This is a genomic window from Christiangramia pacifica (assembly GCF_057221535.1).
The window spans coordinates 1,580,152-1,606,440 of the sequence record NZ_CM170146.1 but is presented as its reverse complement, the minus strand read 5'-3'; the positions used below and the strand labels follow the sequence as shown (position 1 = coordinate 1,606,440).

Sequence of the window (26,289 nt, the reverse complement as noted above, 5' to 3'; positions counted from 1 at the left end):
TTGTGCAACTTTAAATGAGTTTTAACCGAATACCAATTTTGAATTTAACACCTAGCCTATGCAAAATTTTACTTTGAGGTTAAAGGGGAAACTATTTTACCTCTTAACCTTATTTTTAATTATCGGTACCTTGTCCTCTTATGGACAAGATTGTGGCACACCTGCCGCCGATCAAAATTACTGTTATCTGGAAACTATTCAAGACCTTATTAATGATGGGGTTACGGATAGTGATGCAAATACCGAAATATTTGAAACTGGAGACAGTGTGAACGACACAGATCCTATTGATCGAGATGAACTTCTTACTAATGGTACAGAATATTTTATCGGAAGTTCTACGGATGATTGCACGAGAGTATCTGTTACAGTAACTGTAGTTGCAGGACCAAGACCAGAAAATGAGATTACTAATGGTAGAGATAATTTCACTATTTCTCCTTGTGAAAATTCAGGTTTTACTGCTCAGGATCTTGAAAATATCTTTTCTGCAGATACTGGATATCAATTAGAGGTTTATGCCACTGAATTTGGAGAAACCCCTTTAGATCCAACTTTTACTTTAAATGCTGGAGACAGCTATTTTGTTGGACAGGTAGATGATGGCTCTGGATCAAGATGTCCATCCTTAAGAGCTGCAGTTGGTTATGATCCAATTGAAACTCCTGGTCCAACGGCAGATGCTAACCAAACTTTTTGTGAAGGTGCTACTGTAGCTGACTTGATGGCTTCAGGAACTGAACCAAATACTCAGGCTATAAGATGGTATAGAAGTGAAACTTCTAATTCCCCATTAGCTGATGATGTGGAACTTATAAACGGTGAAGATTATTTCGCTGCACAAGTAGTGAATGACAGAAATAGCCCATTTCCTCCATGTGAAACACCAGCTGTTGAAAGAACTGAAGTTACTGTAATTCTAATAGACGCCCCAGATGCCGGACCGGATAGAACAGGAATCTTATGCGAAGGTGATGTAGAAGGCATGTTTCCTAGTTTCGACGCTGTTAGAAACTACCTATTAACTTTTGTAGGTCCAGATGTTCCTACGGATGGTACTTTTTCCCCAACTCCAGAGCAATTAGTTGCTCAATATAATGCAGATGAAGATGGGTTAGGAGATTTTAGTACAACTTACACAATTGGAGAGGGTGATTGTTCAGACTCTGCAGTTTTAACTATAAGTGTAATCCCTGTTGAAGAAGCCAACGCAGGAAGCTTTGACGACATCAGTAATGTTTGTACAGATGATGCCTCAATTGATCTTTCAGATCTAACTAATAATGATCCTGAAGCAACCGTAGGTGGAACTTTTACCGGTGAAGGCGTTACAAACAATACTTTTGATCCTTCAGTAGGTAGCGGTACTTATACTATTACATATACAGTTGATGAAACAACTCCTTGTACAACAGGTAGCGATTCAACTACTTTTACAATTTCTGTTGGTTCTGCAGATGCAGGAGAAAATGGAACTGTAACTCTGAGCTCTACTGATGAGCCAGTTAATTTATTTGACTACCTAAACGGTACACCAGATGAAGGTGGAACTTGGTCTCCGGGAGACGGAACTTTTGATCCGGCTACAGACACTCCAGGTGATTTCGAATATACAGTATCAAATGACTGTGGAACTGATTCAGCAATAGTGACTGTTATTGTGAATGATTGTGATACCCCTCCAAACGCTGGACCAGATAATTCTAGAATCCTTTGTTTAGAAGATGTAGACGGTATGTTCCCTAGCTTTGATGCAATTCGTAATTATTATTTAGCAATCTTAGCACCGGGTGTACCTAGAAATGGAACATTTTCACCATCAATTGAACAGATCACAGAAGCTTATAATGCTGATGAAGATGGTCTAGGCGAATTCACTGTAACTTATACAATAGGTGAACCTGGATGTCAAGACTCTGTTGATTTAACGGTTAACGTTGTTGAAGGCGGACCAGCCAACGCAGGAAGCTTTGACGACATCAGTAATGTTTGTACAGATGATGCTTCAATTGATCTTTCAGATCTAACTAATAATGATCCTGAAGCAACCGTAGGTGGAACTTTTACCGGTGAAGGCGTTACAAACAATACTTTTGATCCTTCAGTAGGTAGCGGTACTTATACTATTACATATACAGTTGATGAAACAACTCCTTGTACAACAGGTAGCGATTCAACTACTTTTACAATTTCTGTTGGTTCTGCAGATGCAGGAGAAAATGGAACTGTAACTCTGAGCTCTACTGATGAGCCAGTTAATTTATTTGACTACCTAAACGGTACACCAGATGAAGGTGGAACTTGGTCTCCGGGAGACGGAACTTTTGATCCGGCTACAGACACTCCAGGTGATTTCGAATATACAGTATCAAATGACTGTGGAACTGATTCAGCAATAGTGACTGTTATTGTGAATGATTGTGATACTCCTCCAAACGCTGGACCAGATAATTCTAGAATCCTTTGTTTAGAAGATGTAGACGGTATGTTCCCTAGCTTTGATGCAATTCGTAATTATTATTTAGCAATCTTAGCACCGGGTGTACCTAGAAATGGAACATTTTCACCATCAATTGAACAGATCACAGAAGCTTATAATGCTGATGAAGATGGTCTAGGCGAATTCACTGTAACTTATACAATAGGTGAACCTGGATGTCAAGACTCTGTTGATTTAACGGTTAACGTTGTTGAAGGCGGACCAGCCAACGCAGGAAGCTTTGACGACATCAGTAATGTTTGTACAGATGATGCCTCAATTGATCTTTCAGATCTAACTAATAATGATCCTGAAGCAACCGTAGGTGGAACTTTTACCGGTGAAGGCGTTACAAACAATACTTTTGATCCTTCAGTAGGTAGCGGTACTTATACTATTACATATACAGTTGATGAAACAACTCCTTGTACAACAGGTAGCGATTCAACTACTTTTAAACGTTCAACTTTGAATACACTGACCTTTCGGAAAGTATTTGTGATGATGGATTGGTTTCAATATCAATAACTATTAATGATCTCCGTGATGCTGAGGCTGGGGAAATTGAAGACCAAACAGTTTGCGGAAACGGAGAGATGATTGATTTAACCCAGTTTTTCAGTGATGAAACTATTCCGGGCGGAACTTTTACGGGAACTGGTGTTGACGGTAATATGTTTGACACCTCATTAGAAGCTACTGAAGAAGGTTATGAAATTACATATACTGTGGATGATTCTGCTGATTGTGTAACAGATGGAACAAGTGATTCTACTACATTCACAATTTTTATCGGAAGTTCGGTAGATGCAGGAGCACCTAATAGCGCTGATGTTTGTAGAGCAGATGTTGACGATCTATTTCCAAACAATTCTTCTGTAAGAAATTTTTATCTAAATCTATTAGAAGAAGGAATTAATAGAGACGGAACATTTAGCCCAACAATACAGGAGTTAATAGACACTTATAATGCCAATCCTGATCAGGTTGAGTATACAACTACTTATACCGTTTCAAATGGATCTTGTTCTGATAGTGTTGACTTAACTATTAATGTTTACGATTCAATACCAGCAGAAATCGGTGATATTGCAGATCCAGATCCAATCTGTAGAAATGGAGATGATGTAGATCTATTCTCGTTCTTACCTGAAGATGCAAATCCAAATGGAACATTTGAAGGATACGAAGATGGTGTTTTCAGCCCAATGATGACTGGAGAGGGTACATTTGATATTACCTATACACTTACCGATGATTCACCATGTACAGAAGGAGAAGCTTCTGCAACATTCACAATTACCGTTCTAGAATCTGCTTTTGCAGGTATGGACATGGAACTGAGTGTTTGTATGGATGATGATACCCAGGACTTATTCTCTTTCCTTTCAGTTGATGCTGATGATAACGGAGAATTCACTTATGATGGTAATGTGATTGCTGACGGAATGATGAACCCTGCAGATTTTGTAGCTGGAACTTACACTGTAATCTATACAGTACCTGCTGAAAATGATTGTGGTGAGGATACAGCTGAATTTGAAATTACAGTTGAAGAAGCTCCAGATGCACCAGCAGTAGATGGCAACCCATTCACTTTCTGTGCAACCGACGAAGCTACAATCGCAGATCTTTCAGCAACAGGAACTAATCTGACTTATTATTCAGATGAAGACCTTACAATGATGGTTGCTGCAGAAGATGCTCTGGAAAGCGGAATGTACTACGTGACTCAAAGAAATGATGATGGTGCTTGCGAATCATTACCTAGTGAAATTTCAGTAACAATCAATGATGCAGACACTCCAACTATTTCTGAAATGAATCCTAGCTTCTGTGAATTTGATGATGCTACTATAGCAGATCTTACAGATATGATCAATGAAGCTGGAACCATTACCTGGTACGATTCTGAAGATGGTGACAATGCATTAAGCAGTGGAACTTCACTACAGGATGGTGTTACTTATTACGCAACACTATTTAATGTAGATACTGGATGTGAAAGTTCAGTAAGATTAGCTGTTACTGTGACTATAGATGATGATTGTCCAATTATCATCCCAGAAGGTTTCTCACCTAACGGAGATGGATTGAACGACACATTTGAGATCAGAAACATCAGAGACAAATATCCTAATTTCACTATCGAGATCCGTAACAGATTCGGAGACGTAGTTTACAAAGGAAACGCCAATACGCCTGACTGGGATGGATATAGTACTGAAGGATCCTTCGGAAGCGATATTCTACCTGTAGGAGCTTATTTCTACTATCTGAATTGGAACGATGGTAGCACCGAGCCAGTAAGAGGAACTGCATACTTAAGTAGATAATTAGGATAAACAAGAGAACGAAATGAAAAAAATAATCACAAAATATTTATTATTCGCAGGTATTATCCTTTTCTCTATAAAAGGATTAGCCCAGCAAGATCCACTTTTCACTCAGTACATGTATAACATGAGTATGGTGAATCCTGCTTACGCGACAGACGATCCAGGAATGCTGGATCTGGGAGCGATCTATAGAATGCAATGGACAGATGTTGACGGTGCACCACGCACCCTCAACTTCTTCGCCCACACTCCTATTAGCGAGAGAGTTGAATTAGGACTTACTGTAGTTCATGACGAAATCGGGAATGTTGAAAAAACTAACAACATCACCGCAGATTTCGCTTATGTAATCCCTACTGGTAAGAACACAAATTTATCTTTTGGAGCCAAGGCGGGACTTACTACATTCGATGCAAATCTTTCAGGATTGGTTGTTAATGATCCTAATGATCCTGCATTCGAAAACATCAGTGAGATTTTCCCTGTATTTGGTGTTGGTGCATTCTGGTTTGGAGACAATCACTATTTAGGTATTTCAGCTCCTAACCTGTTAACTGCAGATCACCTTGACGAAAGTCAGTTATTACGTGATCGTGGAACGGAAGAAATTCACTACTACTTAACTGGTGGATATGTATTCGACATTAGTGAGAACTTCAAATTAAAACCTTCTACAATGGTTAGAGGTGTAAAAGGAGCTCCACTATCTGTTGATGTAAATGCCAACGTGTTACTATACGACAGGCTTGAAGCAGGTGTAGGTTACAGATTCGACGAGACTGTAACCGGTTTGGTAAACTTTAAAGTAACTCCAGGCCTTAGAATTGGATATGCTTACGATTATCCAACCTACGATTTAAGTAACGATGGGTCACACGAGATCATGCTATTATTTGATCTTGATCTATTCGGACTTAAAAAAGGATATGACAAATCACCTAGATTCTTCTAAAACCCGAATAACATGAAAAATATATATAGTACACTTTTAATAATCTTTGTAAGCATCACCGCTTTCGGACAGAAGTCTGACATAAGGGATGGTGACAAGTTTTTTGCACAGGCAGCATATATGGATGCCGCCGATGCTTACGAGAATGTAAATGACAAATCTCAGGAGGTTCTTCAGAATCTGGGAGACTCGTATTTCTATACTAACCAGATGCAGAACGCAGCTGAAGTATATGAATTACTTTTCCTTAGACACGAAGGAGCTATTGAACCTGAATATCAGTTTAGATACGCTCATACTTTAATGGCAGCCGGAAACTATGTGAAAGCTGACGAATTGATGAATGAGCTTACAGGTGAAAATTGGAACCATGAAGAATTTGCAAGCGAGCTAGATACAATGGTTCCTCACAAATTCAACTATGATCAAGTGATGAACAACGCTTCATCTTCAGATTTCGGAATTGGATTCTACGGAGACCGTGTAGCTTTTGCTTCTACTAGAAATCAGGAGCGTCCGGTTTATCCGTGGAACAAACTTCCAACGCTGGATCTTTACAGCGCTGAAATGGATGATGAAGGCGAAATGAAAGATATCGTTCTTTTCTCTGACGCTATCAATACTGATGAGCACGAGAGTTCAGCTACTTTCAGCCAGGATGGTAACGTTATGTTCTTTGACAGAACTAATGAAGATAGAGTGAAGAACGAAAATGATGTTCGTGTAGCTCATATCAGTATTTACCGTGCAGAAAATGTTGACGGTGAATGGACAAATGTTGAAAAAGTACCATTTAGCAGTGAAGACTATTCAGTAGAACACCCAAGCTTAAGCGCAGACGGAAGTAAACTTTACTTTTCAAGTGATATGCCTGGTGGAAGCGGATCTTTCGACATTTATGTTGTAGATGTGAACGAGGACGGAACTTACGGAACTCCTCAAAATTTAGGTGCTGGAGTTAACACAGCTCACAGAGAGCAGTTTCCTTTCATTAGCGAAGATGATGTACTTTACTTCACATCAGATGGTCACCAGGGATTCGGAAATCTTGATATCTTCAGAACTGAAGGAGATTTTTCTGAAGTTGAAAACCTTGGAAAATCTATCAACAGTGGTAGCGATGATTTTGCATTTGTAATTAAAGAAAGTGAAGAAACAGGTTATTTCGCTTCTAACAGAAGAGGAACTGATAATCTTTACCAATTTACAAGAGAAGAAAACGAGATCATTGAAGCTCCAACTGAAACTGATGAAACTAGTGGTCAGGATGTAATTCCAGTTGACGGAAGCAAGATCTATTTTGATTTTGACAAAGCTACTATCAAGCCGGAATCTAAACCTGTACTTGACTCTGTTGTAACTTATATGAACAATTATCCTAACATCAAAGTGAAGGTAGAATCTCATGCTGATGCTAGAGGATCTGATCAATACAATATGGCCTTATCAAAAAGAAGGGCAGCTTCTACTGTTCAATACCTTGTAGACAATGGTATTGACAAAGCTAGATTAACTTCTGAAGGATATGGTGAAAACAGACCAACTAACGATTGTACTGAACCAACAGGATGTTCTGAAGAGCAATATGCTAAAAACCGTAGAAGTGTATTTGTAGTATCTAACCGAAATGGATCTATGAATGAAGACACTGATATGGACGATCCAGAAATGGACGATCAGGAAATGGAAGATCAAGAAGAAAACTAAGTTTTCTAACTGATACTAACTAACCAATCAAAAAGTGAAAAGCCCTGCAATTGCAGGGCTTTTTTATTTCTATATTGATTGTTAATCTATTTCTTTGGAGGATAGCCTTCCAGTGCCTTCGAAACAATCTTATCGAAACGTTCCTGCCTCTTCTGTGGTTCATCATTCAAATTAAAAGGAGTTTCCACTACGGCCTGCCAGATAAGCGCATCATTCTGTACATCAATAAAATCGAAAGTAAGTTCAAAATAGGTATCCATCTGGCCGATAGGAATTCCACCGGAAACACCTACTCCAACATTACGACTGCCGCCTCCAACACCAACACCTACGCGACTACGATTATCCTGTTCAAATCTTTTAGAATAAACATTTACGTATATACTAGCTTCCTCGGACTTGTTAAACCCCTTTTCCTGTAGCTTTCTATTCAGACTCTCCAACAGCCTGGATTCATCTAACTGACTAAGCCCTGTTTGAAGATCTGGATAAATAGCGTAACTCTGGTATTGGTTAAAATCAACCTTTTGATCATAATCATAAACTGCCCGTGGAGAATTACAGGCAGCTATAAAAAGTAATAAGTAAGAATATTTTATTAGTCTCATAATCTGAATTTTACTAAAAATAAGCAAAATCAGAACGGAGACTCATCGGTTTAACAGGATTTAAACAGGCTCTTTATTCAGCATTTCCCATAATTTATCTTTCAATTCGGTAAGTCCGGATTGTGCAACGGAAGAGATGAAAATATAAGGAAGCTTTAATTCTTTATCCAGTTCAGCAGCCATTTCCTGTTTCAATTCCTGATCTAGAAGATCACTTTTAGAGATGGCAATTAGCCTGTCTTTATCCATAAGCTCTGGATTGTATCGCTTTAATTCATCCAGTAGAATATCATATTGCTTTTTAATATTCTTGGCATCAGCAGGGATCAGAAATAATAAGGTGGAATTTCTTTCAATATGCCGCAAGAATCTATGCCCCAAACCTTTTCCTTCTGCTGCACCTTCAATGATTCCCGGAATATCGGCAACCACAAAAGTTTTAAAATCTCGATATTCTACAATACCAAGATTTGGCTTAAGAGTAGTAAACTCGTAGTTGGCAATTTTTGGCTTTGCAGCCGTAATTACAGAAAGCAAAGTAGACTTCCCTGCATTCGGAAATCCAACGAGACCAACATCTGCCAGAACCTTTAATTCCAGTGTGATATCAACTTGTTGTCCATCAATTCCCGGTTGAGCGTATCTGGGAGTCTGATTTGTAGAACTTTTAAAATGCCAGTTACCTCGACCACCCATACCACCTTCTGCCACTATAAACTCCTGGCCATCTTCAGTGATTTCCTTAATGATCTCGTTAGTATCTGTATCTCTGATAACGGTTCCTAATGGAACTTCGATATACTCATCTGCGCCCTGTGCTCCAGAACTTCTTTGTTTACCGCCATTTTCGCCGTGTTCAGCCTTAACGTGACGTTTAAACTTTAAATGAAATAAGGTCCAGAGATTCTTGTTTCCTTGAATGATAACGTGGCCTCCACGACCACCATCTCCTCCATCTGGTCCACCTTTTGTAATATATTTTTCCCTATGCAGGTGGGCAGAGCCCTTCCCTCCTTTTCCAGAAAAAACATGAATTTTCACATAGTCAACAAAATTCCCTTCAGTCATTCTATTTTATTTCATTAAATCGTCTATCACTTTGCTTAAGCGCTCAGTGATCTCTTCAATACTACCAACTCCATCAACTCCGTAATACTTATCCTGTTTCAGGTAGTAATTTTTCAAAATGGCAGTTTCGTTATAATATACTTTAATTCGGTTTCTTATCACACCTTCATCGGCATCATCAGGTCTTCCTGAAGTTTTCCCTCTCTCAAGCAAACGCTCTACAAGAATTTCATCCTCAACCTCCAGGGCAATCATCGCATGAACTTCAGTCCCTCTAGATTCCAGATATGTACTTAATGCTTCCGCCTGTGCTGCCGTCCTTGGGAATCCATCGAAAATAAACCCGTTAGCGCCTTCATTTTTCTCAACCTCAGCGTTCAGCATATTGATGGTGACCTCATCTGGCACCAACTGCCCCTTATCTATGTAAGATTTAGCACTTAAGCCTAATTCAGTTTTATTTTTAATGTTAAATCTGAAAACATCCCCTGTTGAAATATGGATGAGTTCATATTTATCTTTTAGAATAGTTGCCTGAGTTCCTTTACCGGCACCTGGAGGGCCAAAAAGCACTAAATTTGTCATTTTTATTGTTTGCGTTTATATACTTGAGTAAGGTTTCTGCCCAAACCATCATAATCCAGACCAAAACCAACGATAAATTCATTAGGAATTTCCATTCCCCTGTACTGCACAGGAATATTTTTTTTATAAGCATCCGGTTTAAAAAACAAAGTCACCACTTTATAATCTGCGACTTCCGCATGCTTTAAAATCTGATCAATTTCTAGAAGTGTATTTCCTGTATCTACAATATCTTCAAGCAAGATCACTTGTCTACCTTTCAGGTCCTGATTCAAACCAAGCAGGGTTTTAACATTTCCCGTACTTTCAGTCCCTTCATAAGAACCCATTTTCACAAAACTGATCTCACAATCCCCTTTGAACCGCTTAATCACTTCTGAAGCGAACATAAAAGAACCATTCAGCACACCTAGAAAAACCGGCTTTTTATCACCAAAATCTTTGTTCAGTGTTTCTGAAATCTCGTCTATCACTCGGAATATTTCCCTTTCAGAAATATAGGGTTCAAATTCAAGATCATGCAATTTCACCAAAATCGTCAAATTTTAAGTGGCAAAGATAAGGAATCTCTATAAGCCTTACCCCTTGATTTCTTACCGAATATCTATGGCAGGAATTCCGAATAGGTTATTTTTGCGAAAAGCCTATTTGAATTATGGTAAATTATTTTTCTTCAGACTTTAAACTCGGTATCCTGGGCGGAGGCCAATTGGGTAAAATGATGCTATATGAAACCCGAAAGTATGACATTCAAACCCTAGTTTTAGACCCGAGTGAAGAAGCTCCTTGTAAAATTTCCTGTAATTATTTTGAACAGGGAGATTTGATGGATTATGATACGGTTCTGGAATTTGGAAGGAAGGCTGATGTGGTGACTTTCGAAATTGAAGGAGTAAATGTCGAGGCGCTTAAAAAGCTGGAATCTGAAGGAATTAAAACCTATCCTTCCGCCGATACGTTGGAGAAAATTCAGAATAAAGCGGTACAGAAAAAATTCTATAGAGAGAAAAATATTCCAACGGCAGATTTTAATGTTTTCAAAACATCAAAAGATCTTATTCAGTCAGTAGAAAATAGTGAAATTGAATTACCTTTTGTCTGGAAAGGAGCTACCGGAGGTTATGATGGCAAAGGCGTTTCTGTAATTAAAAAGCGAGAAGACCTCAATTCTTTACCTGAAGGTGAATGTATAGCCGAGAAATTGATTCCATTTAAAAATGAACTTGCGGTGATCGTTGCCAGAAATCCTTCAGGGGAAATGAAAACCTATCCCGTAGTAGAGATGGAATTTCATCCTACTGCCAACCAAGTAGAATATGTGATCTGTCCTGCGAGAATAGATGAAAAAGTCGCTGAACTTGCTCGGAAAACTGCAGAAAAGGTTTCAGAAGCTTTTGGCCATGTTGGGCTATTAGCTGTTGAAATGTTTCAAACCAAGGATGATCAAATCTTAATTAATGAAGTTGCTCCAAGACCACATAATAGTGGACATTATAGTATTGAAGCTTCTTACACTAACCAATTTGAACAGCATATTAGAGCGATTCTGGACCTGCCATTAGGAAATACTGATAGCAAAGTAGGTGGAATAATGGTTAACTTAGTAGGTGATAAAGATCACGAAGGTGAGGTAGTTTATGAGAATATAGATAAGATCATGAAAATGGACGGGGTGACTCCCCATATTTACGGAAAAAAGGTGACCAGACCCTTCAGAAAAATGGGACACGTAACTATTGTAGATAAAGATTTGGATAAAGCCAGACGGGTTGCTGAGAAAGTAAAAGACAGTATAAAAGTGATAAGCAAATAAAATGGGAAAAGTCGCAGTAATCATGGGCAGCACCAGCGATATGCCGGTAATGCAGGAAGCTATAGATATTCTTAAAGGTTTTGATCTGGAAGTTGAAGTAGATATTGTATCTGCCCATAGAACACCAGAAAAGCTATTTGAATTCAGTAAAACAGCGCACGAAAAAGGTATAAAAGTGATTATTGCTGGAGCTGGTGGAGCTGCACATTTGCCTGGAATGGTGGCATCTATGTCTCCCCTACCCGTAATCGGCGTACCTGTAAAATCAAGAAATTCTATAGATGGTTGGGACTCTGTACTAAGCATCTTACAGATGCCTGGCGGAGTTCCGGTGGCTACCGTAGCTCTTGATGGAGCTAAAAATGCTGGTATTCTTGCCGCTCAAATTATTGGCGCTTCAGATAAATGTGTTTTGGATAAGATCCTGGTTTATAAGGAAGGGTTAAAACAAACAGTAATAGAAGGAGCCAAATCCCTGAAAAAATAAAGAAAGGCCGCGAATGCGGCCTTTTAAGTAGTAAACATTTTTAATCTGTAATTATTATTTATTAACCATTCTAAATATAAAACCAGAACTTTGTAAACTACTGTACTATAATGAGTTCGTTTCTAACATGAATCGACAAAATTATCAAAAAATATAATAAATTCATCATTTACGTTAATTTATTTAAGCATTAACGTTAAACAAATAATAGATCAATGAGTACTCAGAATATTTTACTAACCGATTTTGAATATGCCCCTTTTTCCAAAATCAAGACCGAGGATTATAAACCTGCGATTCTTGAGGCGGTGGAGCTAGCGAAGAAAGATATTAATGATATTGTAAATTCTGATGAAAACCCATCTTTCGAGAATACGATCGAAGCGCTGGAATTTTCAGGAAAGAAACTTGATCGCGTGACCAGCATCTTTTTTAATATCAATTCAGCTGAAACTAATGAGCAGATTCAAAAAATTGCTCAGGAAGTATCCCCTGTTCTCTCTGAGTTTAAAAATGATGTTATTCTCAACAAGGATCTTTTCAGAAGAGTAAAAGAAATTTATTCTAAAAAAGACTCTTTGGAACTAAGCGTCGAGCAATCCACTTTATTAGAAAAAAAGTACAAGGCATTCACCCGAAATGGCGCTAATCTTCCAGATGAAAAACAAAATGAACTCAGGGAAATAGATAAAGAATTATCTAAATTAAAATTACAGTTCGGCGAGAACGTACTGGCGGAAACTAATAAATATGAACTCCTGGTTACTGATGAATCCAGATTGACTGGCCTGCCAGAAAGTTTTAAAGAGGAAGCCAAATCTATTGCCAAAGCAAAGGATAAAGAAGGCTGGATTTTTACTTTAGAATATCCCAGCTACATTCCTTTTATGAAATATGCAGCTGATCGTGAATTGAGAAAAGAATTAGCGTTGGCTTTTGGCTCAAGGGCTTTTCATAACGATAATCTAGACAACCAGGAGAATGTTTTAAAGATTGCCAAATTACGTTATCAGCGTGCAAAACTTCTAGGATTCGAGTCACATGCGCATTTTGTATTGGAGGAGCGTATGGCTGAAACTCCAGAAAAAGTAGAGTCTTTCCTCGAAGAAATGCTTGAAAAAGCCAAGCCAGCTGCTAAGCGAGAATTTAAAGAACTGGAAAACTTCGCCAAAGACCTGGATGGTATAGATCAGTTACAAAAATGGGATTCTGCCTATTACGGGGAGAAACTAAAGCAAAAACTTTTTGATCTTGACGATGAAAAATTAAAACCCTACTTCAAACTGGAAAATGTAATTGAAGGTGTTTTCACAGTTGCTCAAAAATTATACGGACTCAATTTTAAAGAAATCAATAGTGTAGATAAATATCATCCGGATGTCAAAACCTATGATGTTACCAACGAATCTGGAGGAGAAGTCGCTTTATTCTATGCAGATTTTCATCCAAGACCAGGAAAAAGAGATGGAGCCTGGATGACTATTTATAAAAATCAATATGTTCAAAATGGTAAAAATGAGCGACCTCATATTTCTATAGTATGCAATTTCACCAAACCAACTGAAAAGGAACCTTCTTTATTAACTTTTAATGAGGTGACTACACTATTCCATGAATTTGGCCATGCACTACACGGCATGCTTGCAGATACAACTTATCCTAGCTTATCTGGACCTAATGTGTATTGGGATTTCGTGGAGCTACCGAGTCAGGTTTTGGAGAACTGGTGTTACGAGAAGGAATCTCTGCAGCTTTTTGCTAAACATTATAAAACAGGTGAAGCTATACCTCAGCAATACATCGAGAAAATTAAGGAATCGGCTAACTTCCTGGAGGGAATGGCAACTTTGAGACAGTTGAGTTTCGGAATGCTTGATCTTAGTTGGCACGCTATAGACCCTTCAGATGTAAATGATGTGAAAAAGCACGAAGTGGAAGCATTTGAGCCTACGAAACTTTATCCTGATGTAGAGAGCAATTGTATGAGTACGGCATTTTCCCATATTTTCCAGGGGGGATATTCTGCCGGATATTATTCTTATAAATGGGCCGAAGTTCTTGACGCAGATACTTTCGAATATTTTACGGAAAATGGCATCTTCAGCAAAGATATCGCTGATAAATTCCGTGAAAACATTTTATCTAAAGGTGGAACTGAGCATCCTATGGAATTGTATAAGCGATTCCGTGGAAAAGAACCTAAACCAGACGCATTATTGAAAAGAGCCGGATTGATCTCGAAATAGCTGAAAACAGTAGTGGCATCTATAAATCTTATCTTTTCTATAACTTAAGATAGCCTTTCTTTTGCTATTTTTGATTAGAACCGATTTATTCTAGATCATGTCAGCTAACACCCTCGACCCGAACAAATGGGTCGATAAATATTCAGATTACCTATTCAATTATACGATCGTTCGTGTGAATAATCGTGAGGTAGCTAACGATCTTATTTCAGAAACATTTTTGGCTGCCTTAAAATCGGCTAAGAATTTTAAGGGTGAAGCAAGTGAAAGAACCTGGCTGATTTCGATCTTAAAAAGAAAAATTATAGATTACTACCGGAAAATAAATTCGAGAAAAGGAAAGGCGGAAGTAAAGATCAACTATTCTGATGATTATAATGAAGGTGAATGGTTGGAAGAGCAGGTTGCAGATCAATTTGACAGGACTGCAGAAGATGAAATGGAAAACAACGAACTTGGACTTGCCATCTTGGATTGTCTAGATTCTATCAATGAAAAACACGCTGAGATTTTCAAGCGTAAAACAATAGATGGAGCTGATACTGAAGCAATTTGTAATGAATTTAATATCACGCCGTCTAACCTCTGGGTTATAATTCACAGGGCCAGAACCGCCTTGGCTGCTTGTTTAGAAAAAAACTGGTTTTAATTATGAGTAAGAAAAGTAAGTTCTCTTTTGTTGATTGTTCTGAAGCAGCAACGTGTTGTAACAAGGCTCAATACGAAGAAGCTAATTTATTCGAGAAAGCTAAACTGATGCTTCACCTGGCTTTTTGCAAAACCTGCAGAAAATTTTCCAATAGAAATTCCAAGCTTACTCATTTGATGAAGGAATCCAAACTTAAAACTTGTCCCGAAGAAAAGAAAAAGCAGTGGAAAGAGCAGATTAAAAAGGAATTTGCGGAAGAACGAACTTAAAAACAAGATAAATTCCTAAATACAAAATAGGTATCGCTTCTACCCAGAAAGAAGAGTAATATTTCTTCTGAAATTCTTTCGATCTCCACAACACAACTCCACTCACGAGTAAAATTAACAATAGCGCCAGAAATTCATTAGAATTAAAAGTCTTCTGAAATATTTCTAAAACGAAAATCAGTATTATTAGAACTGTTCCAAAAACTTTTGTTTTAAAGGTTCCTAACAATTGAGGAATCGTGCCTAATTCCTCATTATCAAAATTGAGATCTCTTATTTCAAAGGGTAGAGTTAGAACGATTACAAGCATTAAGCGTTGTAGAAAATCAACTATTAAGTCTGTTCCAAGATATTTCTCGGCATTTATAAGCGGTAGTATCTCAGTAGCTCCTGCCCAAACGATCGCGATTATAAAAATTTTCAGTCCCGGAAGACTTCGTAGATTTTTTTCACCACCAAATACCGGTATTGCGTAAAGCACAGTGAAAACTCCCAAAATTGCTGTAGCGATTAGGACATCTGTTTCTAATTGAAAGCAGAAATAAATAAGTGCCAGGAAACAAATCCCGGAATATACCTGTATGATTCTTAGGTTTTGGGCCAGGCTTAAATGATGCAGTTTGGCGATTCCCGCATACTTTACAAAATTATAGCCTGTGATAGATGAAAAGAAAATGAATAAAATTAGGTCTAGATCCAGTTCTAAACCATGCTCAAAAAAAGTGATCAGCGTAAATGCAACAACCGCTAAAGAAACATGGATGCTACTATTTATATATAATTCGAAAGCATTTTTCAAATACTTCATTTTACGAAATTACATATAAAATCAAATACATGATTCCGGGTGAAAAATCTTAACAACTGTATACCGCTAAACTTTAAAAAATTAGCATGAATTTATGTATTTTCGCAGCACGAAAAACACAACTATTTTATTTTAATGAGAACAGATTCTTTCGCGTTACGTCATATAGGTCCTAAAGCAGAAAATCTACAGGAAATGCTGGACACTATAGGTGCTGAGTCTTTAGATCAATTGATATACGAAACGATCCCGGATGATATTAGGTTGAACCAGCCTTTAAACCTTCCGAAAGCGATGAGTGAAAATCAATATGCTGAGCATATTAAAAAGCTTTCAGAAAAGAACAGGGTATTTAAAACCTATATCGGGCTTGGTTATCATCAGGCTATACTTCCTGCAGTTATCCAGAGAAATATTCTGGAAAATCCAGGTTGGTATACCGCTTATACTCCGTACCAGGCCGAAATTGCACAGGGACGTTTAGAAGCTTTGCTTAATTTCCAGACGATGGTAAGTGATCTTACAGGAATGGAACTGGCGAATGCTTCTTTACTGGATGAATCTACAGCTGCTGCTGAAGCGATGGCTTTGCTGTACGCCGTTCGTGATAGAAAGCAGAAAAAAAATGAGGTAAATAAATTCTTTGTTTCTCAACAAACTTTGCCACAGACCATTTCTTTAATGGAAACCAGGGCAAATTTCCTGGGAATCGATATGGTAGTTGGTGATCATGAAGAATTTGATTTTTCAGAGGAATACTTTGGAGCATTAGTTCAGTATCCAGGAAAATTCGGACAGGTTTTCGATTATTCAGAATTTGTGGAGAACTGTCAGAACGCAGGAATTAAAATCGCTTTTGCGGCAGATATTCTTAGCCTGGTAAAATTACAGGCACCGGGAGAACTGGGTGTAGATGTTGTTGTAGGAACCACCCAAAGATTCGGAATCCCTCTAGGTTATGGAGGACCTCACGCAGCATATTTTGCCACGAAAGAAGAATATAAGCGAAACCTTCCAGGAAGGATCATTGGATTAACTAAGGATCTTGACGGAAATAACGCTTTGAGAATGGCTCTTCAAACCAGAGAGCAACATATAAAAAGAGACAAAGCCACATCTAATATTTGTACTGCTCAGGTTTTACTGGCAGTTATGGCTGGAATGTACGCAGTTTACCACGGGCCAAAAGGTCTTGAATACATTGCTAATACGGTTCATGCTTCCACGGTCACTCTTGAAGATAATCTGAAGGATCTTGGTTTTGAGCAACTGAATTCGGCATATTTTGATACTATTCATATTAAAGCCGACGCTTCTAAATTGAAGAATCTCGCTGAAAAGCATGAGATCAATTTCTACTATCCTGATAACGAAAGCGCTTGTATTTCTATTAATGAAACTACAACTACAGATGATCTTAATGCTATTGTAGCTGTTTTTGCTGAATTAGTTGAAAAAGAAAATAAGCAAATCGAAGAACTTACTGACAGAACCACGATTCCTGTAAATCTGGAAAGAAAAACAGAATTTTTGACGCATGAAGTTTTCAATCTCTATCATTCAGAGACTGAATTAATGCGCTATATCAAGAAATTAGAACGTAAAGATCTTTCATTGAATCATTCGATGATCTCTTTAGGTTCGTGTACCATGAAGCTGAATGCAGCTTCAGAAATGTTGCCACTTAGTAATCCGCAATGGGGTAATTTACACCCATTTGTTCCAGTTGATCAGGCGGAAGGTTATCAAACCGTATTAAAAGAACTGGAAGATCAGCTTACCGAGATCACAGGATTTTCAGCTACTTCTTTACAGCCAAACTCTGGTGCCCAGGGAGAATATGCAGGACTGATGGTCATCAGGGCTTATCACGAAGCAAATGGAGAAGGTCACAGAAATGTTTGCTTAATACCTTCATCTGCTCACGGAACTAATCCTGCTTCAGCTGTAATGGCCGGCATGAAAGTGGTGGTAACCAAAGCTACTGAAAATGGTAATATCGATGTAGAAGATCTGCGTGAAAAAGCGATTAAACACAAAGACAATTTAGCTGCTTTAATGGTAACCTATCCTTCTACACATGGTGTATTTGAATCTGCGATTCGCGAGATCACGAATATCATTCACGAAAATGGTGGTCAGGTTTATATGGATGGTGCTAACATGAACGCTCAGGTTGGTTTAACCAATCCGGGGAGAATTGGAGCTGACGTTTGTCACCTCAACCTTCACAAAACTTTCGCTATTCCTCATGGAGGTGGCGGACCAGGTGTGGGACCAATATGTGTTGCAGAACAATTAAAACCATTTTTACCTGGTAACCCAGTGATAAAAACCGGGGGAGAAAAAGCTATAGGGGCGATTTCATCAGCTCCTTGGGGATCTTCTTTAGTATGTTTGATCTCTTACGGATATATCAAAATGCTTGGAACCGGCGGACTTCAAAAAGCCACGGAATACGCTATTTTGAATGCAAATTATATTAAAGCAAGACTTGATGGTCATTATAAAACCTTGTACTCTGGAGAAAGAGGAAGAGCAGCCCATGAATTGATCATAGACTGCAGACCTTTTAAAGAACAGGGAATTGAAGTTACAGATATCGCGAAGAGATTGATTGATTACGGTTTCCACGCTCCTACAGTATCATTTCCCGTAGCAGGAACTATGATGATAGAACCTACCGAGAGCGAGAGTAAACCAGAATTAGATCGTTTTTGTGACGCTTTGATCTCTATCAGAAAAGAGATTGATGAGCTAACCGCTGAAGACACTAACAATGTATTGAAAAATGCCCCGCATACAATTCATATGCTGACTTCAGATGAGTGGAATTTACCTTATTCAAGAGAGAAGGCAGCATATCCGCTGGCCCATCTTCATGATAATAAATTCTGGCCAAGCGTTAGAAGAGTTGACGAAGCCTTTGGAGACAGAAATTTAATGTGTACCTGTCCCCCAACAGAAGAATACGCAGAAGCTTAAGACTGTAAAGTCTTCGTTATAAAGAAAAACCTGTCTGATGGCAGGTTTTTTTTGACCAAAAAAATATCTATTTTAATCGGGTATTAATACTATTTATTTAAATTGTAAAATTAACAATAAGAAAGTCAGATGAACTGCAAAATCACCGGAACGGGAAGCTATATACCAAATGTTGTAACAAAAAACGCTGACTTTAACCAACACGAATTTTATAACCTGGATGGTTCAAATTTTCCTCAGGATAATGAGACCACCATCAGGAAGTTTAAAGCTATTACCGGGATTGAAGAAAGACGCTATCTGGATGAAAATCTAAACACTTCAGATATAGCGGTTATTGCCAGCCAGAAAGCGATAGAAAGTTCAGGTATAGACCCGGAAACTTTAGATTATATTATCGTAGCGCATAACTATGGCGATGTAAAATCTAATTCAATTCAAAGTGATACCGTCCCCAGCCTGGCAACGAGAGTTAAATCACATTTAAGGATTAAAAATCCGAAGTGTGTAGGATATGACCTGCTTTTCGGGTGCCCGGGTTGGATCGAAGGAATGATACAGGCTAAAGCATTTATAAATGCAGGGATCGCTAAAAAGTGTCTTATTATTGGAGCTGAAGCGCTTTCCAGAGTTGTAGATAAACATGACCGAGATTCCATGATATTTTCAGATGGTGCCGGTGCTGTGATTTTAGAGGCGTCAGAAGAGGAGTCTGGAATTCTATCTCACGAATCTGCCACTTATTCTTTTCAGGAGTCAGACTATATCTATTTCGGGAAGTCTAATCATACAACTGCTCCGGAAGAGGTAAGATACATTAAGATGCACGGAAGGAAGATCTACGAATTTGCGCTTATGAACGTTCCGAAAGCGATGAAAGAATGCCTTGAAAATAGCGGCAAATCTATCAACGACCTGAAAAAGATCTTTATTCACCAGGCAAATGAGAAAATGGATCATGCGATTATCAATAGGTTTTACAAACTTCACGGGATGACTCCGCCTGATGATGTAATGCCGATGACCATTCATGAACTCGGCAATAGTAGCGTTGCCACTGTTCCAACGTTATTTGATCTGGTTCAACGCGGGAAGATCAAAAATCAGAATTTAGAAAAAGGTGATATTGTGCTTTTTGCCAGTGTTGGTGCAGGTATGAATATCAATGCGATCACTTACCAGATCTAAAATGTACGAAAATACTTTTCCTGAAAAGCGTTATCAGAAAACACTTGAATTTTTAAAGCAAATGGTGCCTCCACCGGCTAAAGTCCTGGATCTTGGGGTGAAAAATCCATTTTCTGAAATCATGGTCGAAGAAGGTTACGAGGTTACCAATACTTCCGGGGAAGATCTTGACGATAATTTTGAAGCAGTAAAAAAAGATGAATACGATCTGGTTACGGCATTTGAAATTTTTGAACATCTCCTCGCCCCTTATAATATCATGAAAGAGATAAAGACAGATAAGATTATCGCCAGTGTCCCTTTGAAATTATGGTTCTCTCCGGCATACAGAAGCAAAACAGATAAATGGGACAGGCATTACCATGAATTTGAAGACTGGCAATTCGACTGGATTTTTGAAAAAAGCGGCTGGGAGATCAAAGAAAGATTGAAATGGACAAATCCTGTTAAGAAAATCGGCATCCGCCCGATCTTAAGAAAATTTACTCCGCGCTACTATGCGGTTTACGCGGAAAAGCAATAGGCTTCTATCCTAAAATTCTATCTTAGCAACTCACATTAATCTGTAAACCTTGAAGATCTATATTGTTATACCAGCACACAACGAAGCTAACTTTATAGGCAAAACACTGCAGTCTTTAGCAAATCAAAGTTTAAAACCCTATCAGGTAATAGTGGTAGACGACAGTTCCACCGATAATACCGCAGAAATAGTTACGGAATTTGCGGCAAAATACCCATTTATAAAATTAATTCGAAATAACTCTTCCACCGAGCATGCCCCGGGAAGTAAGGTAATAAATGCTTTTTACAAAGGCTTTTACGAACTTGATGATGACTTCGATATTATTTGCAAGTTTGATGCGGACCTTATTTTCCCTGAAAACTACCTAGAAAATATAACTAAACACTTTGAAAACGATCCTCTAGCAGGGATGGCCGGCGGGTTTTGTAGTGTTCAGCGAAAAGATAAATGGATTCCTGAAAATCTAACCGGCAAAGATCATATTCGTGGGGCATTAAAAGCGTACAGAAAACACTGTTTTATCCAGATCGGAGAATTGAAACCTGCCATGGGATGGGACACAGCCGATGAACTTCTTGCGAGATTTCATGGTTGGAAAGTGGTGACCGATGAATCTTTACTGGTAAAACATTTAAGACCTACCGGAATGAACTATTTTGAGCATTCCGGCAGGAAGCAGGGAGAAGCTTTTTACAGGCTTAGATACGGCACGTTATTAAGCTTTATAGCCTCTGCAAAGCTGGCTGCAATGAAAATGAATCCATTTGCATTCCTGCATTACATTTCTGGCTATTTTCAGGCTAAAAACAAAAAACGACCTTTTCTCGTTTCCGAAGAAGAAGGCCGTTTTATAAGAAAATTACGCTGGGAAAATATACGAAAGAAGATCGGTTAGTCTTTCAACATTATCTCCAGAGGTTGTCCTGTAGCTGCATCGGGAAACGAATTTCCAAGCATCGCTGAGATCGTTGGAGCGATATCTGGAATCACAGATTTTTCCATTGTACTACCTTGTTTCACTCCTTTTCCATAAAATATCAAAGGCACATGCGTATCATAGATAAATCCTGAACCGTGAGTAGTTCCTTTTTCAGGATAAATAATATAGCCCGGGTCAAGAACAAAAACAACATCTCCACTACGCTCCTGGTTGAATCCATTCTGAATTAATTCGCTGATTCCTTTGGTAAAACTTCCAGATTGTAATTGATCCCTTGTGTAGACTCTGGATATATTCTTCTGCTGTAATAAATAATGGGCTAATTTCTGCTGCACCACACTTAAGTTTAATTTTTCTTGCATTAATACCTCATAATCCAGAAAAACCTGATTATTAGAAATATTCATGATCAGATTTTCAACATCAAATTCATCTTGCACAAATTTTTCAATATTCTCATTCCCTTTCACATCATTGAAATAGCCTGAAGGAATTTTTCTGGTTTTTAGATAAGATGGCACATCAACTCCTCCATGATCAGCAGTCAAGAAAACAGTATATTCTCCTTCCCCTACATTTTCATCCAGATATTTAAGGAAATCGCCAATGGCAAGATCCAGGCGAATGTATGTATCTTCAACTTCTTTGGAATTTACACCAAAATTATGCCCTACATAGTCTGTACTTGAGAAACTGAGGGTTAATACATCAGTTATCGAATCTTTTCCTAGAGACTCTCCCTCGATAGCTGCTTTGGCAAATTCGGCCGTAAGATCATTTCCGTAAGGAGTTGCCTTGATCAATTCGAAATTACCGTTTTCAGCCGCGAGAGCTTTTAAATCATAAGGAAAAGTAGCCTTATCCTTTCCCTGAAATCCGAATTCAAATTCATTTTGATCGATGCCGCTTTCCGCATAGGTTTCAATATCTCTTAAAGTATTCCAAGTTTTCAAGTAGCTTTTCGCTTTTCCGGAAGCATTAAATTCTTTGACCCAATCCGGTAGTTCATCCATATAAAAAGAACTGCTAATCCATTTAGCTTCATCCCTGCCGTGAAACCAATAAGCAGCATTGGCTGTATGGCCAGCCGGAAGTATCGCTCCCCTGTCTTTTAAAGCTACACCAATGGTTTTACCTTTCATTTGCGTGTGGAGGCGATTTTCATCACCAAAAGTGGTTGACTTCATTCGCCAGGGCGACATTTTCCCGGCTCTATCTTCAGTTCCAACGGGTGTAACCGTGTTATCTGAAGCGCAGTAAACCGTATCGTTTTCAAATTTGTCAAACCAACTGTTACTGATTATCCCATGATATTCTGGTGTTGTGCCAGTAAATACAGATGCATGTCCGGGGCCCGTGTAAGTAGGCACGTAATTAAAATGGTTATTTTTAAAATTGAAACCATCATTCACTAATCTTTTAAATCCGTCTTCTCCAAACTGGTTCCAGAAGCGAGTGAGATAATCGTACCTCATCTGGTCTACAACAATTCCCACTACCAGTTTTGGTTTCTCTTCAGTGTTCTGTGCCTTAATAGGCGACAAACTCATCAGTAATATTACTGCTAATAAATACCGTTTCATTAGGTTAAGTTTTTTAATAGGCTTCAAAAATACTAAACTTGAAACGCTAAAGTTTAATTAAGCGTTAAATACTTTAGAGCATAATTTTAGTATTTTAGCTTTTCAAAAATCAATTAATGACCTACCTGCACTCCATTGGGGAATATTTTTTAATGCTTAAAGGAGTTTTTGGCCGAATGACCAAGGGTTCGGTTCTCAGAAATCTTATTTTTAAAGAGATTAATGAGCTTATAATGGGCTCCCTGGGAATTGTTTCATTTCTGTCGTTCTTCATCGGGGCGGTAGTTGCGATTCAAACGGCACTAAACCTGAATAATCCTCTAATCCCGAAATCTCTTGTCGCTTATGCAGCGAGACAGTCTGTAATCCTTGAATTTGCACCGACTTTCATTTCTATTATCATGGCAGGAAAAGTAGGTTCATTTATTACCTCTAGTATTGGATCTATGAGGGTTACTGAACAAATCGATGCACTGGAGGTGATGGGGATCAATTCAAAGAATTATCTTATTTTTCCAAAGATAATTGCGATGTTCACCTATCCTTTTGTCATCGCGATATCTATGTTTCTCGGAATAGCGGGCGCTTATTGCGCTGCAGTTTTCGGAGGCTTTGTAACTTCAGATCAGTTTTTAACCGGTCTTCAGGATGATTTTAACGGATTTCATTTGACCTATGCTTTTATAAAAACCTTTCTTTTTTCATTCATTTTAGCGACCGTTCCGGCCTATCACGGTTATCATATGAAAGGTGGAGCACTTGAAGTTGGAGAGGCTTCAACCACTTCTTTCGTTTGGACCAGTGTAGTTCTTATTATCACCAACTATTTTGTTACACAATTACTATTAAGCTAGCGAATGATACAGGTAAAAAACTTACATAAGGGATTCAATAATCAGGAAGTTCTGAAAGGGATTGATTATACATTCGAAAGAGGAAAAACGAACCTTATTATTGGTCAGTCAGGTTCAGGTAAAAGTGTTTTTCTGAAATGTATGCTTGGGCTTTTTAAAGCTGATAAAGGAACCATTGAATATGATGGTAAACCTTATTCTAGTTTTTCAGATGAGGAACAGCGCGAGCTTAGAACCGAAATGGGAATGCTGTTTCAGGGTGGCGCATTATTTGACTCTATGACCGTGGAGGAAAATGTGATGTTTCCGCTTAGAATGTTTACAAAACAGCGGAGAAAAGAGATGCTTGGAAGAGTTCACGAGGTACTGGAAAGAGTAAATCTTGAAGGTTCCGGCGACAAAATGCCTTCTGAAATTAGTGGAGGTATGCAGAAAAGGGTGGCAATTGCAAGAGCTATTGTAAATAAACCTAAATATCTTTTCTGTGATGAACCAAACTCAGGGCTTGACCCACAGACTGCTACGGTGATAGATAATCTAATTCAGGAGATCACCCACGAAAATGATATTACCACGGTTCTGATTACTCATGACATGAACTCGGTACTTGAAATTGGCGAAAGAATTGCTTTTTTGAAAGATGGGAAATTAGCCTGGAAAGGAACTAAAGACGAGATCTTCCAAACTAATGATAAAACTGTAACCGATTTCGTTTATTCTTCTAACCTGTTCCAGAAAGTTCGAGAAGCGCAATTGAAAGGACTGTAATTATCTTACATTTTTAATCGCAAGAGTATCCAGGTTTAATCTTAACCTCATCCAATTCTCAAATTTTTCCTGCTGAGAAGCTAATTCTTCATTCCTGATCTTATCATTCCAGATCACTGTAAAAGTAGGAATAGTATCAGTTTTCTGGAAATTTGTGGTTATAAGGTTGGAGTAACCTATTTCTTCAATATTTTCATAATTGATCTTCGCTTCTTTACTTAAATTATCAAAGGAGAAACTGTCCCCGCGATATTTCGATAATTCAGACTCCAGCAATTCTATTCGTCTATCCTTATTTTGAAGTACTTCCTGATTTTTCACATAAAGATCTTCCAGGATTCCGCTTCTCACTTCAGTAGATAATTGATTTAGATCCTGACTCTGGTCATTGCCCTGATGAACGATAAGTTCAGCTTCCTTAAGAGCTTCAATTTCTCCAAGCCTTTCCTGCCAGGTTGAAATGGTAGCCATGGGAATGGTGTTCCCTATCATGTACACATCAATCCTTTTCTCTTTATAATCGCTTGTAGATTTCAAAGTTTCCACTCCCGTGTACCTCACCGTATTTTCGATAAATTCAGTTGCTTTACTTTCAAAAACCTGTTGCCTAAGTAGTTTTACGAATAAGATAACACTTGGTATCATTACAATAATTGCAACAGTGGAAGCGATCTGCGCAATTCTACGGCGCCTTTTACTATTAGCATACTTTACCAATGGAAATCCTAAAAGTTTGGAGACAACAAAAGTTGATAATGCGATGAACACCGCGTTTATAGAAAAGAGGTAAAGAGCTCCCAGAGAAAACTCCCAACGCGCATTAGCTATGCCATAACCAACAGTACATAATGGCGGCATAAGAGCGGTGGCAATCGCCACCCCAAGAATCACACTGGCAATTGTTCCTTTTTTGGTCTTGGCAACGATTAGTGCCAATCCACCAAATATTGCAACCAGCACATCCAAAATGGTTGGATAAGTTCTGGCTACCAATTCAGGTGTTTCGTTTTTTACAGGAGAAATAAAGAAATAGATCGTTGCTGTTAAAACACTCAAACCAACCATAATCCCGAGGTTAACAAATGAACGTTTGAGGGTATCTACATCATTAATAGCAACAGCCATTCCTATACCTACAATTGGCCCCATTAAGGGAGAAATAAGCATCGCTCCAATAACAACTGCCGTACTACTTACATTAAGCCCAATAGACGCAACGAAAATGGAAAATATAAGAATCCAGGCATTGTGCCCTTTAAAGGAAATATCCTTCTGAACCGCTTCAACTGTAGATTCCCTGTCTGTATCTTCTCGAATATCCAGCAGTCGGCTTAAAAAGTTACGTGCCTTTTTCTGAATTTCCTTGGCGTCTTCACGCAAATTTTCAGTACCTGAAGCTTTTACCTTAGTTTCTTTATTTTCTGAATTCTCCATA

General features: G+C 38.4%; 22 protein-coding genes. 15 read left to right on the top strand and 7 right to left on the bottom strand.

The features are described from left to right. Positions 1 to 58: 58 nt before the first annotated feature. The 4 genes from AC2S94_RS07285 (at position 59) to AC2S94_RS07270 (ending at position 7,477) form a co-directional block, all read left to right on the top strand. Positions 59 to 3,007 (top strand): hypothetical protein, encoded by a 2,949-nt coding sequence (locus tag AC2S94_RS07285; protein WP_484630802.1) that lies wholly within the window; start codon positions 59 to 61, stop codon positions 3,005 to 3,007. Between the two features lie 68 nt (positions 3,008 to 3,075). Continuing rightward, positions 3,076 to 4,815: a T9SS type B sorting domain-containing protein gene (locus AC2S94_RS07280; RefSeq protein ID WP_484630801.1), complete on the top strand. Its 1,740-nt coding sequence runs from the start codon at positions 3,076 to 3,078 to the stop codon at positions 4,813 to 4,815. 22 nt (positions 4,816 to 4,837) lie between these two features. Further along, positions 4,838 to 5,770, top strand: a complete 933-nt coding sequence (locus AC2S94_RS07275) for a PorP/SprF family type IX secretion system membrane protein (RefSeq protein WP_484630800.1) — start codon at positions 4,838 to 4,840, stop codon at positions 5,768 to 5,770. Positions 5,771 to 5,782: 12 nt separating this feature from the next. Then, positions 5,783 to 7,477, top strand: coding sequence for an OmpA family protein (locus AC2S94_RS07270; protein WP_484630799.1), 1,695 nt, complete (start codon positions 5,783 to 5,785; stop codon positions 7,475 to 7,477). 86 nt (positions 7,478 to 7,563) lie between these two features. On the opposite strand, the gene AC2S94_RS07265 is transcribed toward AC2S94_RS07270, so the two are convergent. Genes AC2S94_RS07265 through AC2S94_RS07250 form a run of 4 tightly spaced genes read right to left on the bottom strand, consistent with a single transcriptional unit; the run spans position 7,564 to position 10,271 of the window. Continuing rightward, the gene (locus AC2S94_RS07265; RefSeq protein WP_484630798.1) at positions 7,564 to 8,085 is read right to left on the bottom strand and encodes a DUF4136 domain-containing protein; all 522 of its coding nucleotides are present in this window, start codon (positions 8,083 to 8,085) and stop codon (positions 7,564 to 7,566) included. A gap of 60 nt (positions 8,086 to 8,145) precedes the next feature. Further along, a complete protein-coding gene (gene obgE / locus AC2S94_RS07260; RefSeq protein WP_484630797.1) occupies positions 8,146 to 9,153 on the bottom strand; it encodes a GTPase ObgE in 1,008 nt (335 codons plus the stop codon). A 6-nt stretch (positions 9,154 to 9,159) separates the two neighbouring features. Beyond that, on the bottom strand, positions 9,160 to 9,738 hold the full coding sequence (locus tag AC2S94_RS07255; RefSeq protein ID WP_484630796.1) for an adenylate kinase: 579 nt from the start codon (positions 9,736 to 9,738) through the stop codon (positions 9,160 to 9,162). A 2-nt stretch (positions 9,739 to 9,740) separates the two neighbouring features. Beyond that, positions 9,741 to 10,271: a phosphoribosyltransferase gene (locus AC2S94_RS07250; RefSeq protein ID WP_484630795.1), complete on the bottom strand. Its 531-nt coding sequence runs from the start codon at positions 10,269 to 10,271 to the stop codon at positions 9,741 to 9,743. A gap of 122 nt (positions 10,272 to 10,393) precedes the next feature. Between AC2S94_RS07250 and AC2S94_RS07245 the strand changes: the two genes are divergently transcribed. From AC2S94_RS07245 to AC2S94_RS07225, 5 genes are all read left to right on the top strand, one after another. Beyond that, complete coding sequence (locus AC2S94_RS07245; protein WP_484630794.1) at positions 10,394 to 11,551, top strand: 5-(carboxyamino)imidazole ribonucleotide synthase; 1,158 nt, start codon at positions 10,394 to 10,396, stop codon at positions 11,549 to 11,551. A gap of 1 nt (position 11,552) precedes the next feature. Beyond that, complete coding sequence (purE, locus tag AC2S94_RS07240) at positions 11,553 to 12,038, top strand: 5-(carboxyamino)imidazole ribonucleotide mutase (RefSeq protein ID WP_484630793.1); 486 nt, start codon at positions 11,553 to 11,555, stop codon at positions 12,036 to 12,038. A gap of 215 nt (positions 12,039 to 12,253) precedes the next feature. Further along, positions 12,254 to 14,284: a M3 family metallopeptidase gene (locus AC2S94_RS07235; RefSeq protein WP_484630792.1), complete on the top strand. Its 2,031-nt coding sequence runs from the start codon at positions 12,254 to 12,256 to the stop codon at positions 14,282 to 14,284. A 97-nt stretch (positions 14,285 to 14,381) separates the two neighbouring features. Beyond that, positions 14,382 to 14,933, top strand: a complete 552-nt coding sequence (locus tag AC2S94_RS07230) for a sigma-70 family RNA polymerase sigma factor (RefSeq protein ID WP_309562583.1) — start codon at positions 14,382 to 14,384, stop codon at positions 14,931 to 14,933. A gap of 2 nt (positions 14,934 to 14,935) precedes the next feature. Beyond that, a complete protein-coding gene (locus tag AC2S94_RS07225) occupies positions 14,936 to 15,202 on the top strand; it encodes a hypothetical protein (RefSeq protein WP_484630791.1) in 267 nt (88 codons plus the stop codon). Here AC2S94_RS07225 and AC2S94_RS07220 read toward each other — a convergent pair. Continuing rightward, positions 15,171 to 16,010: a UbiA prenyltransferase family protein gene (locus AC2S94_RS07220; RefSeq protein WP_484630790.1), complete on the bottom strand. Its 840-nt coding sequence runs from the start codon at positions 16,008 to 16,010 to the stop codon at positions 15,171 to 15,173. The genes AC2S94_RS07225 and AC2S94_RS07220 overlap by 32 nt on opposite strands. A 135-nt stretch (positions 16,011 to 16,145) precedes the next feature. Here AC2S94_RS07220 and gcvP point away from each other — a divergent pair, with 135 nt between their 5' ends. The 4 genes from gcvP (at position 16,146) to AC2S94_RS07200 (ending at position 21,604) form a co-directional block, all read left to right on the top strand. Beyond that, the gene (gcvP, locus tag AC2S94_RS07215) at positions 16,146 to 18,995 is read left to right on the top strand and encodes an aminomethyl-transferring glycine dehydrogenase (protein WP_484630789.1); all 2,850 of its coding nucleotides are present in this window, start codon (positions 16,146 to 16,148) and stop codon (positions 18,993 to 18,995) included. Positions 18,996 to 19,124: 129 nt separating this feature from the next. After that, on the top strand, positions 19,125 to 20,183 hold the full coding sequence (locus AC2S94_RS07210; RefSeq protein WP_484630788.1) for a 3-oxoacyl-ACP synthase III family protein: 1,059 nt from the start codon (positions 19,125 to 19,127) through the stop codon (positions 20,181 to 20,183). Position 20,184: 1 nt separating this feature from the next. Continuing rightward, positions 20,185 to 20,706: a methyltransferase domain-containing protein gene (locus AC2S94_RS07205; protein ID WP_484630902.1), complete on the top strand. Its 522-nt coding sequence runs from the start codon at positions 20,185 to 20,187 to the stop codon at positions 20,704 to 20,706. 49 nt (positions 20,707 to 20,755) lie between these two features. Continuing rightward, on the top strand, positions 20,756 to 21,604 hold the full coding sequence (locus tag AC2S94_RS07200) for a glycosyltransferase family 2 protein (protein ID WP_484630787.1): 849 nt from the start codon (positions 20,756 to 20,758) through the stop codon (positions 21,602 to 21,604). Here the strand turns inward: AC2S94_RS07200 and pafA are convergent. Beyond that, a complete protein-coding gene (gene pafA, locus AC2S94_RS07195; RefSeq protein ID WP_484630786.1) occupies positions 21,601 to 23,232 on the bottom strand; it encodes an alkaline phosphatase PafA in 1,632 nt (543 codons plus the stop codon). The two genes, AC2S94_RS07200 and pafA, sit on opposite strands and share 4 nt — an antisense overlap. A 116-nt stretch (positions 23,233 to 23,348) precedes the next feature. Here pafA and AC2S94_RS07190 point away from each other — a divergent pair, with 116 nt between their 5' ends. Continuing rightward, positions 23,349 to 24,086: an MlaE family ABC transporter permease gene (locus AC2S94_RS07190; protein WP_484630785.1), complete on the top strand. Its 738-nt coding sequence runs from the start codon at positions 23,349 to 23,351 to the stop codon at positions 24,084 to 24,086. A 3-nt stretch (positions 24,087 to 24,089) separates the two neighbouring features. Beyond that, positions 24,090 to 24,854 carry an ABC transporter ATP-binding protein gene (locus tag AC2S94_RS07185; protein ID WP_484630784.1) on the top strand — a complete coding sequence of 255 codons (765 nt, stop codon included), beginning with the start codon at positions 24,090 to 24,092 and terminating at the stop codon, positions 24,852 to 24,854. Here the strand turns inward: AC2S94_RS07185 and AC2S94_RS07180 are convergent, their stop codons facing one another. Beyond that, a complete protein-coding gene (locus tag AC2S94_RS07180; RefSeq protein ID WP_484630783.1) occupies positions 24,855 to 26,288 on the bottom strand; it encodes a DUF389 domain-containing protein in 1,434 nt (477 codons plus the stop codon). It abuts the gene before it with no gap. Position 26,289: the final 1 nt, after the last annotated feature.

Bases quoted from the DNA above. Each gene is read 5' to 3' on its own strand.
- AC2S94_RS07285 (WP_484630802.1), top strand. From the start codon at position 59: ATGCAAAATTTTACTTTGAGGTTAAAGGGGAAACTATTTTACCTCTTA.
- AC2S94_RS07280 (WP_484630801.1), top strand. From the start codon at position 3,076: ATGATTGATTTAACCCAGTTTTTCAGTGATGAAACTATTCCGGGCGGA.
- AC2S94_RS07275 (WP_484630800.1), top strand. From the start codon at position 4,838: ATGAAAAAAATAATCACAAAATATTTATTATTCGCAGGTATTATCCTT.
- AC2S94_RS07270 (WP_484630799.1), top strand. From the start codon at position 5,783: ATGAAAAATATATATAGTACACTTTTAATAATCTTTGTAAGCATCACC.
- AC2S94_RS07265 (WP_484630798.1), bottom strand. From the start codon at position 8,085: ATGAGACTAATAAAATATTCTTACTTATTACTTTTTATAGCTGCCTGT.
- obgE (WP_484630797.1), bottom strand. From the start codon at position 9,153: ATGACTGAAGGGAATTTTGTTGACTATGTGAAAATTCATGTTTTTTCT.
- AC2S94_RS07255 (WP_484630796.1), bottom strand. From the start codon at position 9,738: ATGACAAATTTAGTGCTTTTTGGCCCTCCAGGTGCCGGTAAAGGAACT.
- AC2S94_RS07245 (WP_484630794.1), top strand. From the start codon at position 10,394: ATGGTAAATTATTTTTCTTCAGACTTTAAACTCGGTATCCTGGGCGGA.
- purE (WP_484630793.1), top strand. From the start codon at position 11,553: ATGGGAAAAGTCGCAGTAATCATGGGCAGCACCAGCGATATGCCGGTA.
- AC2S94_RS07235 (WP_484630792.1), top strand. From the start codon at position 12,254: ATGAGTACTCAGAATATTTTACTAACCGATTTTGAATATGCCCCTTTT.
- AC2S94_RS07230 (WP_309562583.1), top strand. From the start codon at position 14,382: ATGTCAGCTAACACCCTCGACCCGAACAAATGGGTCGATAAATATTCA.
- AC2S94_RS07225 (WP_484630791.1), top strand. From the start codon at position 14,936: ATGAGTAAGAAAAGTAAGTTCTCTTTTGTTGATTGTTCTGAAGCAGCA.
- AC2S94_RS07220 (WP_484630790.1), bottom strand. From the start codon at position 16,010: ATGAAGTATTTGAAAAATGCTTTCGAATTATATATAAATAGTAGCATC.
- gcvP (WP_484630789.1), top strand. From the start codon at position 16,146: ATGAGAACAGATTCTTTCGCGTTACGTCATATAGGTCCTAAAGCAGAA.
- AC2S94_RS07210 (WP_484630788.1), top strand. From the start codon at position 19,125: ATGAACTGCAAAATCACCGGAACGGGAAGCTATATACCAAATGTTGTA.
- AC2S94_RS07205 (WP_484630902.1), top strand. From the start codon at position 20,185: ATGTACGAAAATACTTTTCCTGAAAAGCGTTATCAGAAAACACTTGAA.
- pafA (WP_484630786.1), bottom strand. From the start codon at position 23,232: ATGAAACGGTATTTATTAGCAGTAATATTACTGATGAGTTTGTCGCCT.
- AC2S94_RS07190 (WP_484630785.1), top strand. From the start codon at position 23,349: ATGACCTACCTGCACTCCATTGGGGAATATTTTTTAATGCTTAAAGGA.
- AC2S94_RS07185 (WP_484630784.1), top strand. From the start codon at position 24,090: ATGATACAGGTAAAAAACTTACATAAGGGATTCAATAATCAGGAAGTT.
- AC2S94_RS07180 (WP_484630783.1), bottom strand. From the start codon at position 26,288: ATGGAGAATTCAGAAAATAAAGAAACTAAGGTAAAAGCTTCAGGTACT.